This window comes from Sphingomonas donggukensis, from assembly GCF_023674425.1.
Classification (GTDB): Bacteria; Pseudomonadota; Alphaproteobacteria; order Sphingomonadales; family Sphingomonadaceae; genus Sphingomonas; species Sphingomonas donggukensis.
Map to the genome: position 1 here is coordinate 445,309 of NZ_CP098401.1, position 14,183 is coordinate 459,491.

Genomic DNA, 14,183 nt, shown 5'->3' on the forward strand with positions numbered 1-14,183 from the left:
GGGGCGGATCGCTTTGCAACCCAAAGCACGGGCGTGACGTTTGGGCGGGCAAGGATGGAGTACGGCATGTTCAAGAGCATCAACCCGGCGACCGGAGAGACGATCGCGACCCATGCGCCGCTGAGCGCCGCGGAGATCGAGGCGAAGGTGGCGGCGGCGCATGCCGGGTACGCGCGGTGGCGGACGAGTGCTTACGCCGAGCGAACCGCGTTGCTGTCACGGATCGGCGATGCGTTCGAGGCGAACAAGAGTGCGCTCGCCGAGATGGCGGTGCGGGAGATGGGCAAGACGCTGAAATCCGCGGTCGCCGAGGTCGAGAAGTGCGTGAGCGGTTTCCGCTACTACGCCGAGCATGGTCCGGCGCTGCTGTCCGATACCGAAGTGCAGACCGCGAGCGGGAGCACCACCGCGCGGTGGCTGCCGATGGGGCCGGTGCTGGCGGTGATGCCGTGGAATTTCCCGTACTGGCAGGTGGTCCGTTTCATGGCGCCGGCGATCATGGCGGGGAATGTCGGGCTGCTGAAGCACGCCTCGCTGACGCAAGGGTGTGCTGCGCTGATCGAGGATATCGTGCGGCAGGCGGGAGCGCCCGACGGGGTGTTCCAGAACCTGGCGATCCCCTCGGACGCAGTGGGCGGGCTGATCGCCGACGATCGTATCGTCGCGGTGACGCTGACCGGCAGCGAGGGCGCCGGGATGAAGGTGGCCGAGGCGGCGGGCCGTGCGCTGAAGAAAGTGGTGCTGGAACTGGGCGGATCGGACCCGTTCATCGTCATGCCGTCTGCCGACGTGGCGAAGGCGGCGAAGGTCGCGGTGACGGCGCGGACGCAGAACGCCGGCCAGTCGTGCATCTGCGCAAAACGCTTCATCGTGCACGCGGACGTGCATGACGATTTTCTCGCGCGCTTTTCCGACGGAATGCAGGCGGTCAAAATCGACGATCCGATGACGGACGGCACCGATATGGGTCCGCTTTCCAGCGTCGAGCAGCGCGATACGGTCGTTTCGCAAATTGCCGAGGCGGAAGGCGAAGGCGCGCGGCTGCTGTTCGGCGGCGAGGCAATCGACCGCGCAGGAGCGTGGATGACGCCGGGCGTACTGGTCGATGTGCCGCCCGAGGGTGCGTTCGCCAAGCAGGAGATATTCGGCCCGATCGCGATGGTGTTCCGGGTGCCCGATATCGATGCCGCGATTGCACTCGCGAACGACGTGCCGTTCGGATTGGGATCGAGCGTGTGGACGACCGAAGCCGCCGAGCAGGAGCGGTTCGCGCGCGAGATCGAGGCCGGGATGACCGCGGTGAACGCGATGCTGGCGTCGGTGCCCGAAGCTCCCTTCGGCGGCGTCAAACGCTCCGGCCACGGGCGCGAACTGGGGCCGTGGGGGCTGCACGAATTCATGAACCTGAAGGCGGTGATGCGGTAGCGGGTCCGGCGGATCATGCTATAAGCGTCAGATGGCCGACCGCGATCCCGAGATCAATCTGGGCGAATACACCGAACGCGCCGCGCGTTTTGTCGCGGGCGGGGCGTTCGAATCGATCGACCATGTCGTCGAGGCGGCGCTGAACGCGCTCGAGCGGCAGCAGGAAGCGTTCAACGCGATCGTGCGGGAGAAGATCGCCGAGGCGCTGGCGGACCCGCGACCTTCTGTCTCGATGGAAGAGGCATTTCGGCAGCTGGACGAGGCCAAGGCACGACGCCGCGCGTGATCGTTCGCTTTTCGGGGGTCGCCGTGGCCGACCTCGATTCTCTCAGCATCTATATCGAGGCAGTAGCCAGTCGCGCGGGTGCGGACGCGTATGACAGGAGGATTCGCGCCAAGATCGCAACGCTCGCCGATTTTCCGAACCGTGGCACGGACCGGTCTGTTTTCGGAAAAGGCTATCGCTCGATCACTTTCGAGCGACGCCAGATCATCTTCTACCGGATCGACGACGACATCGTGACGATAGCTCGGGTTCTATCCGCCGACCGCGATCTACGCGGCTTCACCCTCTGACATCACCTCGGCCAGCAAGTCCTTTCGGCTGAGCTTGCCGATCATCGTTTTGGGCATCGTCAGGCGCACCACCACCTGATCGACGCGTTCGTGCTTGCCGAGTTGTGGATTGAGCCACGCCGCGAGCGCCGCGCCCGCGTCGTCGAAGCCGTCGTTCAGCGTGACGTAGGCGCGGGGGACTTCGCCGCGGTAGGTGTCGGGCAGGCCGATGACCAGCGCCTCCTTCACCGCGGGGTGGTGGTGGAGCAGCGCCTCGATCTGGCTGGGGAAGACCTTGAAGCCCCCGACCGCGATCATGTCCTTCAGCCGGTCGACGATGCGGATGAAGCCTTCCGCATCGATCGTGCCGACATCGCCGGTGCGCAGCCAGCGGGTGCCGGCGGCGTCGGTGACGAACACCTCGGCATCGGCGTCGGGCCTCTGCCAGTAGCCGGCCATGATCTGCGGGCCGGCCAGCACGATCTCTCCGGGCTCGCCGACTGGCGGCGGGCGGGTCGGGTCTTCCTTATCGACCAGGCGCACGCGTGTGGCGGCCAGCGGCTGGCCGATCGTGCCGGGATGCTGCGGCCCGGCGTAGGGATTGCACGAGACCACCCCCGAGCTTTCGGACAGGCCGTAGCCCTCGATCACGGTGGCGCCGGTCGCGGCCTCGAACTTCGACTTCAATTCCGCCGACAGCGGCGCGCCGCCCGAGATGCAGTAGCGCAGCGAGGCGAAGTCGGTGTGTCCGCACTTCGGATGGTCGAGCAGAGCCTGGTACATCGTCGGCACGCCGGGCAGGGCGCGCGGCTTCGTCCGGGCGATCGCGGCCAGCACCTGTCCCGCCTCGAAACGCGGCAGCATCACGATCTCTCCGCCGGTGCACACCGTCCGGTTGAGGACGCAGGTGTTGGCGAAGACGTGGAAGAAGGGCAGCACGCCGAGCACGCTGTCGGGCGTCTGCGGATCGGGGTCGAGGGCTGCGACCTGACGCGCGTTGGCCGACAGGTTCTGGTGGGTCAGCACCGCGCCCTTGGGCACGCCGGTGGTGCCCCCGGTGTACTGGATCAGCGCGACGTCGCGCGCCGGATCGATCGCGGGCGTCACGCAGGCGCCGTCGTTGGCGATCAGCGCGGAAAAGGCCGTGATCCGCGCGTCGTCGGGCCGCGCGGCGACCTCGCTCTTGCGGAACATGCGGTAGAAGAACGACTTGGTCGCCGGCAGCGCGCCCGCGACCGAGCCGACGACCAGCCGTTCGAGCGCGCTCTGCTCCAGCACCTTGACCGCGGTCGGCAGCAGCGCGGTTGCCGAGAGCGTGAACAACAGCCGGGTTCCCGAATCCGCGACCTGATGGGCGAGTTCGTCGACGGTGTAGAGCGGCGAGAAATTGACGACAGTCGCGCCGAGTTTGAGGATGCCGTAATAGGCCGCGACATAGTGGGGGACGTTGGGCAGGAAGAGCCCGATGCGGTCGCCGCGGCCATAGCCCAGCGCCTTCAGCCCGCAGGCGACGCGGTTGGCGCCGTCCTGCGTCTCGCCATAGCTGTAGCGGCGGCCGAGGAAGTCGATGAGCGGGGCGTCAGGCGCGCGCGTCGCGCTGGCGTCGAACAGATCGACCATCGAGAGCGGCGGAAAATCGCGATCCCAGGCGCCGGGATGAAGGAACGCGCTGCGCCAGATGGCTTCCGGGTCGGCGGGTTCGGGTGCGGCGGTCTCGGAATCGCTCATTGACACAGGTGTAAGTTGCTTGCCGCGCGCGGGCAAGCACCGCTCAGCGGGTCGCGACCTCCGCCGACCAGGTCACCAGCACCTTCACCGCCATCACGCCCAGGTCGACCGCGGCCTGGAAGCGGCGCGGGGCGACATCGGCGATGTCGTGGGTTTCGATGCGGATGTCGGCGGTCGGATGCGGAGTCAGCGCGATCAGCGCCAGTGCGGCGGCGACGACGATGGCGGTGCGGCGCTTGTCCATGAAGGGACGGTACAGCGCGGCGAGCCGTGCGCCAAGCGGATTTCAGGCGGCGCTGGCGATGGGCGGATCGGGCGTCAGCGGCGCTGCGCGGCGGGCGCGGTCGCGGCCCGCGGTCTTCGCCTCGAACAGCGCGCGGTCGGCGCTGCGGTACAGGCGTTTCCAGTCGAGTTCGGTGTCGAGCGACCCCGAACAGCTGCCGATGCTGGACGTGACGGTCAGGTCGAAGGGCATGCGCGCAGCGCGCAGCGCGGCCAGGATGCGATCCGCCTCCAGCGCGATATCGGCGTCCAGCACGATCGCGAATTCCTCGCCCCCGATCCGCGCGACGACGGCGCCGGTCGGGATCGCTTGGCGCAGGGTGCGGGCGAAGACGCGCAGCACTTCGTCCCCGCCGTCGTGGCCGAGGGTTTCGTTGACCGCCTTGAAATGATCGATGTCGATGACGTGCAGCGTCTGGATGCCGCGGCGCCCGATCGACTGGGCCAGGAACGCGCGGCGGTTGAGCAGGCCGGTGAGCGGGTCGGCATCGGCCAGCAGGCGCGCGGCGGTTTCGCTGGCGAGTGCCTCGTCCCGCTCGCGGCTGAGCATCTGCACGCGATAGGCGATCGCGATGCTCGACACGAGCGCCTCGAACGCGAGCGAGAAGACGGTCGAATTGTCGAGCCAGAAATTGCTCTGGTACAGGCCCAGCGCCGACAGGATGCGCGCGCCTGCGAACAGGACCGGCGCCGCCCAGCCGAGCGAAAACAGCCACAGATAGCTGCTGCCCCGCGTCCAGGCGTTCCACAGGATCGGGATGGTGACGGTGAGGCCGAACAGGAAGATTATCGACGCGATCCGGTCGGCCACGGGCATGTTGATGTGCGACAGCGCCGCAAAGCAGAAGCCGCTGATCCCCAGCAGCACCGCCGCCACCCAGGTCGTCCGCCCCAGCCAGCCCGAAAAGACGCGCGGTTCGAAGAAGGCGCGCGCGAACACGATCGCCATGCTCGCCCCCAGGCCCAGCGTCGCATAGTTGATGCGCATGCGGTCGTTGTTGTCGATCCCCGGAAACGCCCAGGCGAGCGCACCGGAGGACGAGGCCGCGTAGGCAAGCAGCGCCAGGACCATCGCGCAATAGGTCAGTTGGAACCGGTGGCGCAGCGCCCCCCATAGCGACAGGTTGTAGATCAGGAACGCGATGGCGAGGCCCGCGAACGCCGAATAGATCGCCGCCATCGTGGTATTGGCGTGGGCGCTTTCCTGCGCATCGGCGATCCGCTGGCCGAAAATGATGCCGCGGGTGTTGGCCGACCCGTCGACGCGCCACAGCAGCCGCGTCACCGGCGCCGCGCGCCACGGCGGCGCGAATTCCACGATCGCGCCGAGCTGGACGTGGCGCGACACCGTGGTGCTGTCCGTCGCGGTCGTGGCCACCGCGCCGTCGGCATAGACGGTGTGCAGCGTCAGGCGCTCCTGCCACAGGCTGCCGATGCGGACGCGGATATGGCGCTTGCTGGTGCTGGTCGCGATCGGGGCGGACAGCACCCAATAATCGCCGGGGCCGAAATCGGTCTGCGGGGTGGTGCAGTCGAACCGTCCCGGCGCCCGCAGCACCGTCGCCGGGGTATCGCCGGGCAGGACGCGCGCGATGCACGTCGCGAGCGGCGTGCCGGCAAGCCCCGCCTGCGCCGCCGCGGGTTGCGCAAGCATGGCCGTCGCGACCCCGATCAGGGCCAGCAGCGTCCGAACAAGCACATCCCCCGACATCGATCCCGTCTAGGTGGGGAAGGGCTAATTACCCGTTAAGCGGGTCATCCATTAGGATGAGGCTTCGCGCGCGGATCGGTGGCGCGGGATAGCGTTCAGATTGTGGGCGGATGAAGCCGCGCTCCACCCGCCCGCCAACGTCACGCCTTTTCGGTCTCGGCCTTCTTGCCGCCCTTGGGCTTGCCCGGTTTCTTGGGCGCGGCTGGCGTGATCTGGAAGGCGAGCGCATTGTCCTTCAGCTTCACGGTCACCTCGCCGCCGTGGACGAGCTTGCCGAACAGCAGCTCCTCGGCCAGCGGCTGCTTCACCTTTTCCTGGATCAGACGGCCCATCGGGCGTGCGCCGTAGAGCTTGTCGTATCCACGCTCGGTCAGCCACGCCTTCGATTCGTCGTCCAGCTGGATGTGGACGCCGCGGTCGGCCAGCTGCAGTTCAAGCTGGAGGATGAACTTTTCGACGACGCGACCGACCACTTCCGGTGGCAGGTAATCGAACGGCACGATGGCATCGAGGCGGTTGCGGAATTCGGGCGTGAAGAGCTTCTTCACGGCCTCCTCCTGCACGTCCTCCCGCGTAAACTGCCCGAAACCGATCGATTCCCGCGCCATGTCGGATGCACCGGCATTGGTGGTCATGATGAGGATCGTGTTGCGGAAATCGACGGTCTTGCCGTGGTGGTCGGTCAGCTTGCCGTTGTCCATCACCTGCAACAGTATGTTGAACAGGTCCGGATGCGCCTTCTCGATCTCGTCGAGCAGCAGGACGCTGTGCGGCTGCTGGTCGACCGCATCGGTCAGCAGGCCACCCTGGTCGTAGCCGACATAGCCCGGAGGCGCGCCGATCAGGCGCGAAACCGAGTGCCGCTCCATATATTCGGACATGTCGAACCGTTGGAGCGGGATGCCCATGATCTCGGCCAGCCGCCGCGCGACCTCGGTCTTGCCAACGCCGGTCGGGCCGCTGAACAGATAGTTGCCGATCGGCTTGTCGGGATCGCGCAGGCCCGCGCGCGACAGCTTGATCGCCGAGGACAGCACCTCGATCGCCTTGTCCTGCCCGAACACCACGCGCTTCAGGTCGGTGTCGAGGTTCGCCAGCGCCTTGGTATCGTCGGTCGAGACGGTCTTCGGCGGGATGCGCGCCATCGTCGCAATCACCGCCTCGATCTCCTTCGGCGTGATCGTCTTCTTGCGCTTCGACGGGGCGACCAGCATCTGCATCGCGCCGACTTCGTCGATCACGTCGATCGCCTTGTCGGGCAGCTTGCGGTCGTTGATGTAGCGCGCCGACAGCTCGACCGCCGACTTGATCGCGTCGGGCGTGTATTTGACGCCGTGATGGCTCTCGAACGCGGTGCGCAGGCCGGCGAGGATCTTGATCGTGTCCTCGACGGTCGGCTCGTTGACGTCGATCTTCTGGAACCGGCGCAGCAGCGCGCGATCCTTTTCGAAATGGTTGCGGAATTCCTTGTAGGTGGTCGATCCGATGCAGCGGATCGTGCCGCCGCTGAGCGCAGGCTTCAGCAGGTTCGACGCGTCCATCGCCCCGCCGCTGGTCGCGCCGGCGCCGATGACGGTGTGGATCTCGTCGATGAACAGCACTGCATGCGGCAGCTTCTCAAGCTCGTTCACGACCTGCTTCAGCCGCTCCTCGAAATCGCCGCGATAGCGGGTGCCGGCGAGCAGCGCGCCCATGTCGAGCGAGTAGATGACGGCTTCCTTCAGCACGTCGGGCACGTCGCCCTCGACGATCTTGCGCGCGAGGCCTTCCGCGATCGCAGTCTTGCCGACGCCGGGATCGCCTACGTAGAGCGGGTTGTTCTTGGACCGGCGGCAGAGGATCTGGACCGTCCGGTCCACCTCCGGCCCACGACCGATCAGCGGGTCGATCTTGCCGCCCTTAGCCTTCTCGTTCAGGTCGACCGTGAACTGCTTGAGCGCGCTTTCGGACTTGCCACCCTTGCTTTCGCCCTTCGCCGGCTTCTCGTCGTCCGCACCCTTGGGCGGCGTGCCTTCGGACGGCGCGCTGCCCTTGCCGACGCCGTGGCTGATGAAGCTGACCGCGTCGAGGCGGCTCATGTCCTGCTGTTGCAGGAAATAGACGGCATAGCTCTCGCGCTCGGAAAACAGCGCGACGAGCACATTGGCGCCGGTCACTTCGTCGCGGCCCGACGACTGGACGTGCAGGATCGCGCGCTGGACGACGCGCTGGAACCCGCTGGTCGGCGACGGATCGGTCGACTGCGCGACCTTCAGCGCCTCGAGTTCGGTGTCGAGATAGTGCGCGACCGTGGTCTTCAGGTCGCCCAGGTCTACGCCGCACGAACTCATCACCTTCGAGGCATGCTCGTCGTCGATCAGCGCGAGCAGGAGATGTTCGAGGGTCGCATATTCGTGCCGGCGGTTCGACGCGGCCTTCAGCGCCTCATGCAGGGTGTTTTCGAGCGCGGAAGCAAAGGATGGCATTGCAATTCTACTCCAGCGGGCCGGCGCAGATGCCCGGCCCCTTTCCGCCTATGTCGGAAGTCCGGGGCCGCGCATCAAGCGCGGGTGCCCACCACCGGTCGGTTCGCTTGCGCGCCCGGACCGGTGGGCCAGCGCTCACGACTTGAATAGCGCGTCGGCGCTTGCGCGATGGTTAACGGCGCGTTCAATTTTTTGGCGGGCCCGCGCAATCTCCGCCTCCAGCGCGGCGATGCGTTCGGTCAGCTCCGCGACCGAGAATGGGTCGAGATCCTGGCGCGCAAGCTCCGCGACCAGATCGCGCGAGCGGCGGGGAAGGCTGTCGTCGGCTTCCATCGCGCAATCGTTGACGCGCGGCAGGCGGGTGTCAATAAGCGCTAGGGTCGGCGTGCGACGAACGGGGGCTAGGCGTGACTGTACCGGCGACGATGACCGCGATCGATCCAGACGCCCCCGGCGGGCCGGAAGTGCTGGTGCCGGTCACGCGCCCGGTGCCGCAGCCCGCCGCCGACGAGGTGCTGATCCGCGTGGCCGCGGCGGGGGTCAACCGCCCCGACGTGCTCCAGCGCAAGGGTGGCTATGCCCCGCCGCCGGGCGCCAGCAGCATCCCCGGCCTGGAAATTGCCGGCGAGGTCGTCGCGGTCGGCGCGGACGTGCCGAGCGAGCTGATTGGCCAGCCGATGTGCGCGCTGGTCGCTGGCGGCGGTTATGCCGAATATTGCGTCGCGCCGTTCGGCCAGTGCCTGCCGGTACCGGACGCGCTGACGATGGCGGAGGCGGCGGCGCTGCCCGAGACATTGTTCACCGTATGGACGAACCTGTTCGAACGCGGCTTTGCGAGCGAGGGCGACACCGTGCTGGTCCACGGGGGTACGAGCGGCATCGGCACGATGGCGATCAGTTTGTGCACCATCTTCGGGATCGACATCATCGTGACGGCGGGATCGGCGGAAAAGGTTGCTGCGGCCAATGCCTTGGGCGCGACCCACGCGATCGACTATAACGCCGAGGATTTCGTGGCGCGCGTGAAGGAGATTACGGCGGGCAAGGGCGTCGATGTCGTGCTCGACATGGTCGGCGGCGATTACGTGCCGCGCAACCTGGCGTGCCTGGCCGAGGACGGGCGCCATGTCTCGATCGCGGTGCAGGGCGGGATGATGGCGACGATACCGATCTTCGACATCATGCGCCGCCGCCTGACGCTGACCGGATCGACGCTCCGCAACCGCGACACCGCGTTCAAGACCCTGGTCGCCGACGAACTCGCGCACACCGTCTGGCCGCATGTCGAGGCGGGGCGGCTGAAACCGGTGATGGACCGCAGCTTCCCCCTGGCCGAAGCCGCCGACGCGCATCGCCGGATGGAAGCGGGGGATCATGTGGGAAAGATCGTGCTGTTCCCCTGACGCCTAAGGGTGCGCGTCCGAATCCACTGGAGCCGCCGACGCTTGCCTCCTAGTCTTCGTACCGAATCGGGGAGGCAGGGGTGCTGGATTTTCTGGGCGCGTCGCAGAACGTGCTCTTTTCCGCGGCAATCGTATTGATGCTGCTGATCGGCGCGGTGCAGCTGGTCGGATTCGGGCATTTCGATGTGGATGCCGACGCCGATCTGGACGGCGATCTGCTGGCGTGGCTGGGCGTCGGTCGGCTGCCGCTGCTGATGCTGCTGGTGGTGTTTCTCGCGAGTTTCGGGATCATCGGCCTGATCGGGCAGCAGGCGTCGCACGACTGGCTGGGCGTGTTGCAGCCGCTGTGGATCGCCGCCCCGGTCGCGGCGATTGCGGCGCTGCCGGTCACAGGACTTGCCGCGCGGCTGCTGGCGCGCATCCTGCCCAGCGATTTCACCACCGCGGTCCCGATCGAGGACATGGTCGGGCGCGGCGCCACGATCGTCGTCGGACGCGCCGAACAGGGCTCGCCCGCCCGTGCCCGCGTCACCGATCAGTTCGGGCAGGCGCATTACGTGATGGTCGAGCCCGATACGCCCGACCAGGTTTTCGAGGAGGGCGAGGCGGTGCTGCTCGTCCGCCAGCAGGGCGCGGGCTTTCGCGCGATCACCCGGGGCGATCACCGCCTGCCGTATATCGATGGATGAGAAACGATGAATGAGGTTGCGACCCAGGGCAGCTCGATGCTGCCCTATCTGATCTACGCGGGCGTGGGACTCGCGACGTTGCTGGTGCTGGGGCTGATCCTGGCGAGGCTGTATCGTCGCGCGTCGAAGGAGATCGGTTTCGTCCGCACCGGGCTGGGCGGGGAGAAGGTGGTCATTAACGGCGGCGCTCTGGTGCTGCCCGTTTTTCACGAGACGATGCCGGTCAACATGAACACGGTGCGGCTGGCGGTAGAGCGCAAGAACATGGATGCGCTGATTACGCTCGACCGGTTGCGGATCGACGTGAAGGCGGAATTCTACGTGCGGGTGAAGCCCGACGCCGGCTCGATCGCGACCGCGGCGCAGACGCTCGGCATGCGGACGATGAACCCGGACGCGCTGAAGGAGCTGGTCGAAGGCAAGTTCGTCGATGCGCTCCGCTCGGTCGCGGCGGGGATGACGATGGCGCAGCTGCACGAACAGCGCAGCGAATTCGTCCAGAAGGTGCAGCAGGCATCCTCGGTCGACCTGGCGATGAACGGGCTGGAGTTGGAGAGCGTGTCGCTGACCGGGCTCGACCAGACCTCGATCGAGCATTTCAACGCGAACAATGCCTTCGACGCGGAGGGCCTGACCAAGCTGACCGAGCAGATCGAGCTGCGCAAGAAGGCGCGCAACGACATCGAGCAGGACACGCGCGTCCAGATCGAGACCAAGAACCTCGAAGCGCAACGCCAGTCCTTCCTTATCGGGCGTGACACCGAATTCGCCAGGCTGGAGCAGGAGCGCGAGGTCGAGATGCGGCGCGCGGCGCAATCGGCGGAGGTGGCGCGCGAACAGTCGCTACGTCAGCAGGAAGCCGACCAGGCGCGGATCGAGGCGAAGAAGCTGGTCGACAGCCAGCAAATCGAGGCCGATCGCGCGGTGAAACAGGCCCAGATCGCCCAAAGCCAGGCGCTGGAGCTGGCTCGGCAGGAGCAGCAGATCGCGGTGCAGAACAAGAGCCGCGAGGAAAGCCAGGCGCGGGCCGAGGCCGACAAGGCGCGCGCCGCCGCGGTCGTCGCCGAGGAGCAGGTCGGCACCGCGCGGGAGGCCGAGATCGCCGAGCGCCAGAAGCGAATCGAGCTGATCGACGCCGCGCGCGAGGCCGAGCGTGCCGCGATCGGCATCAGGGTGCAGGCCGAGGCCGAAAAGCAGGCCGCCGCCGACCGGGCACAGGCCGTGCTGGAAGGTGCGCGCGGCGAAGCGGAGGCGGCCAAGCTGAAGGCCGATGCCGACCGCGTCCGCTTCGAGGTGGAGGCGGCTGGCCAGCGCGCGGTCAACGAGGCGGCGAACCTGCTGTCGTCGGACCAGGTGTCGATGGCGACGAAGCTGGCGCTGCTGAAAGTGCTGCCCGAAGTGATCCGCGAGGCGGCGAAACCGATGGAGGCGATCGACAGCATCCGCATCGTCCAGGTCGATGGGCTGACCGGCAACGGCGGCGGCAATGGCGGCGGCGCGGGAGACGGTGGCGATGGGGGCGACCGCAACCTCGCCAATTCGGCGGTCGCGGCGGCGCTGCGCTACCGCGCGCAGGCGCCGGTGATCGACGGGCTGATGCGCGACCTGGGCTTCGAGGGCGGTTCGCTGGACGCGCTGGTCGCCAGCGCGACGGGGCAGGGTGCCGCGCCCGTGCCGAAGCCGCCGGTCGCGAAGAAGTAGCGGCGAGCAGGGGGCGGACATGCGGGCTCATCGGTATCTGGTGCCGATCGCGGTGGTGGTGATGGCGGGGGTGCAGGTGTTGTGGCCGGGATCGATCCGGCCGGTAGCGAACCGGCCGGCGGTGAGCGACGTCGCGGCATTGCCGCCGGCGGTCCATGCCAAGATGACGCGGTTTTTGGACGCACAGGCGATCCTGCTGCCCGAGCCATTTCCGCGGCGTGCCGATCCGCAGCCGGGCGCGCCGCGGCTGGGCTATGGCTACCGGGAGGTCGCGTTCTTCAAGCTGCCGCTGTTCGCCTACCGCGACCTGGGGTTCGTCCTGTACGACAGCGACGGCGCGCGGCAGCGGCTGGTACCGCTCGACGAGGGCTATCTGAAGCTGCTGGAGAAGGAGGCGGGGATGCCGCTGGCGCGCGGATATGTGTTCCCGGTCTGGTGGCATCTTTGGGGCTGGCTGGTCATCGCCGCGCTGGCGGCGTCGCTGGTGTCGTGGCTGCGCGAGCAGGACGACAAGCGGATGGCGGCGGGGATCATATGAGCGCGGCGATCATCCTCCACGAATATGCGGCGTCGGGGAATTGCTGGAAGATCCGCGCGACCGCGGCGCTGGCCGGAGTGGCGATCGAGCGGCGTGAGTATGACATCGTCCGCGGCGAGACGCGGACGCCCGAATTTCTGGCGACGGTCAATGCGAACGGGCGCATTCCGGTGTTGCAGGTTGGGGACCGTTTCCTGCCGGAAAGCAACGCCGCGTGCGTCTATCTGGGCGAGGGCACGGACCTGATCCCGCACGACAACTTCGACCGCGCGGATATGCTGCGATGGATGTTCTGGGAACAGTATAACCACGAGCCGAACGTCGCGACCCTGCGGTTCTGGACGGGATGGATCGGCCTCGACAGTCTGACCCCGGTTCAGGCCGGGCAGGTCGATGCAAAGCGCGCGGCGGGTGACGCCGCGCTGGCGCTGATGGACGAGCATCTGGCGCGGCACGACTGGTTCGTCGGCGACAGCGTGACGCTCGCCGACATTGCGCTCTATCCGTACACCGCGAAGGCGGGCGAGGGTGGGTTCGAGCTGGCGCGCTATCCGGCGGTGCGGGCGTGGCTGGCGCGCGTCGAGGGCGTGGCGGGGTTCGTACCCTTCGCCTGACTGTTACGCCGCAGTGACGCCGCCGCGTTCGAGCCGTAACATTTCCGCGCCACTGCCCGGGTCCAGGCTCGAACGGGGTGAGGCTCGGGAATGGACGATATCGCGCGGTTGCTGCCCGGCAGCGACGTCACCGACCTTGCCGAATTCGCCAGCCGGCGACCGAGCGTCCCCGAACGGGTGGCGGCGGCGCGGCGGCGATATCGGGCGATCTGGATTTCCGACGTCCATCTGGGCACGCGGGGCTGCAATGCCGACGCGCTGATCGACTTCCTGGACCATGTCGACAGCGACACGCTGTACCTGGTCGGCGACATCATCGACGGCTGGCGGCTGAAGAAAAAATTCTACTGGCCGCCCGCGCACAACGACGTCCTGTGGCGCCTGCTGAAGCGTGCGCGGCGGGGCACGCGCGTCGTCTATATCCCCGGCAACCATGACGAGATGTTCCGCCAGTTCGCGGGGCTCGATTTCGGCGGAGTGCTGATCCGGCGGCAGGCGGTCCACACGACCGCCGACGGACGTCGCCTCCTGGTGCTGCACGGCGACGAATTCGACGCGATCATGCTGTCGCACCGCTGGCTCGCGTATCTGGGCGACGCCGCCTACCACGCGGCGATGTGGGCGAACCGCTGGGTCAACGCCTATCGCCGCTGGGCCGGGCTGCCGTACTGGTCGCTGAGCAAGCACGCCAAGAGCCGCGTCAAGAAATCGGTCGAGTTCATCAGCCGGTTCGAGGAGATCGTCGCCCACGAGGCGGGGTCGCGCGGGGTCGATGGCGTCGTCGCCGGCCATATCCACACCGCCGAGATCCGCGAGATTGCCGGCGTCGCCTATTACAACGACGGCGACTGGGTCGAAGGCTGCACCGCGCTGGTCGAGCATCACGACGGCCGGATGGAGGTGCTGCACTGGGCCGACGAGATGGCGGCGCGCGGGGCGGACGTGGTGGCCGAGTTGGTGGCGGCGTGAGGGGAAGGCCAGCCTACCGCCGTTCGTTTCGAGCGTAGTCGAGAAACACCTGTGGAGCGCGCGGCGAGCGTTTCTCGACTTCGCTCGAAACGAACGGAACGAG

The 14,183-nt window shown here is 67.5% G+C and carries 14 protein-coding genes; 9 read left to right on the forward strand and 5 right to left on the reverse strand.

Translation table 11 applies throughout. The features are described from left to right. The first annotated feature begins 66 nt into the window (after nt 1-66). Genes M9980_RS02155 through M9980_RS02165 form a run of 3 tightly spaced genes read left to right on the forward strand, consistent with a single transcriptional unit; the run spans nt 67 to nt 2,001 of the window. Nucleotides 67-1,425 carry an NAD-dependent succinate-semialdehyde dehydrogenase gene (locus M9980_RS02155; RefSeq protein ID WP_250752867.1) on the forward strand — a complete coding sequence of 453 codons (1,359 nt, stop codon included), beginning with the start codon at nt 67-69 and terminating at the stop codon, nt 1,423-1,425. 31 nt (nt 1,426-1,456) lie between these two features. After that, the gene (locus tag M9980_RS02160; protein WP_250752868.1) at nt 1,457-1,711 is read left to right on the forward strand and encodes a type II toxin-antitoxin system ParD family antitoxin; all 255 of its coding nucleotides are present in this window, start codon (nt 1,457-1,459) and stop codon (nt 1,709-1,711) included. A 23-nt stretch (nt 1,712-1,734) separates the two neighbouring features. Continuing rightward, nucleotides 1,735-2,001: a type II toxin-antitoxin system RelE/ParE family toxin gene (locus M9980_RS02165; protein ID WP_250752870.1), complete on the forward strand. Its 267-nt coding sequence runs from the start codon at nt 1,735-1,737 to the stop codon at nt 1,999-2,001. Here the strand turns inward: M9980_RS02165 and M9980_RS02170 are convergent. The 5 genes from M9980_RS02170 to M9980_RS02190 all read right to left on the reverse strand — a co-directional run bounded on the left by M9980_RS02170 (nt 1,981) and on the right by M9980_RS02190 (nt 8,499). Continuing rightward, complete coding sequence (locus M9980_RS02170; protein WP_250752872.1) at nt 1,981-3,708, reverse strand: long-chain-fatty-acid--CoA ligase; 1,728 nt, start codon at nt 3,706-3,708, stop codon at nt 1,981-1,983. The two genes, M9980_RS02165 and M9980_RS02170, sit on opposite strands and share 21 nt — an antisense overlap. Before the next feature lie 43 nt (nt 3,709-3,751). Beyond that, nucleotides 3,752-3,952: a hypothetical protein gene (locus M9980_RS02175; protein ID WP_250752874.1), complete on the reverse strand. Its 201-nt coding sequence runs from the start codon at nt 3,950-3,952 to the stop codon at nt 3,752-3,754. Between the two features lie 42 nt (nt 3,953-3,994). Continuing rightward, the gene (locus M9980_RS02180; protein ID WP_250752876.1) at nt 3,995-5,701 is read right to left on the reverse strand and encodes a GGDEF domain-containing protein; all 1,707 of its coding nucleotides are present in this window, start codon (nt 5,699-5,701) and stop codon (nt 3,995-3,997) included. A gap of 140 nt (nt 5,702-5,841) precedes the next feature. Then, the gene (gene clpA / locus M9980_RS02185; RefSeq protein ID WP_250752878.1) at nt 5,842-8,166 is read right to left on the reverse strand and encodes an ATP-dependent Clp protease ATP-binding subunit ClpA; all 2,325 of its coding nucleotides are present in this window, start codon (nt 8,164-8,166) and stop codon (nt 5,842-5,844) included. A 135-nt stretch (nt 8,167-8,301) separates the two neighbouring features. Then, nucleotides 8,302-8,499 carry a DUF1192 domain-containing protein gene (locus M9980_RS02190; protein ID WP_250752880.1) on the reverse strand — a complete coding sequence of 66 codons (198 nt, stop codon included), beginning with the start codon at nt 8,497-8,499 and terminating at the stop codon, nt 8,302-8,304. Between the two features lie 92 nt (nt 8,500-8,591). Here M9980_RS02190 and M9980_RS02195 point away from each other — a divergent pair, with 92 nt between their 5' ends. The 6 genes from M9980_RS02195 (at nt 8,592) to M9980_RS02220 (ending at nt 14,080) form a co-directional block, all read left to right on the forward strand. Beyond that, nucleotides 8,592-9,569, forward strand: a complete 978-nt coding sequence (locus M9980_RS02195) for an NAD(P)H-quinone oxidoreductase (protein ID WP_250755030.1) — start codon at nt 8,592-8,594, stop codon at nt 9,567-9,569. An 80-nt stretch (nt 9,570-9,649) separates the two neighbouring features. After that, on the forward strand, nt 9,650-10,258 hold the full coding sequence (locus M9980_RS02200) for a YqiJ family protein (RefSeq protein WP_250752883.1): 609 nt from the start codon (nt 9,650-9,652) through the stop codon (nt 10,256-10,258). A gap of 6 nt (nt 10,259-10,264) precedes the next feature. Continuing rightward, on the forward strand, nt 10,265-11,959 hold the full coding sequence (locus M9980_RS02205) for a flotillin family protein (RefSeq protein WP_250752886.1): 1,695 nt from the start codon (nt 10,265-10,267) through the stop codon (nt 11,957-11,959). Nucleotides 11,960-11,978: 19 nt separating this feature from the next. Continuing rightward, a complete protein-coding gene (locus M9980_RS02210; protein WP_250752889.1) occupies nt 11,979-12,497 on the forward strand; it encodes a hypothetical protein in 519 nt (172 codons plus the stop codon). Next, nucleotides 12,494-13,111 (forward strand): glutathione S-transferase family protein, encoded by a 618-nt coding sequence (locus tag M9980_RS02215; protein ID WP_250752892.1) that lies wholly within the window; start codon nt 12,494-12,496, stop codon nt 13,109-13,111. Before M9980_RS02210 ends, M9980_RS02215 begins: the two co-directional genes overlap by 4 nt. Before the next feature lie 90 nt (nt 13,112-13,201). Next, entirely contained in the window at nt 13,202-14,080 is an 879-nt protein-coding gene (locus M9980_RS02220) for a UDP-2,3-diacylglucosamine diphosphatase (RefSeq protein WP_250752894.1), read from the forward strand. Nucleotides 14,081-14,183 lie beyond the last annotated feature (103 nt).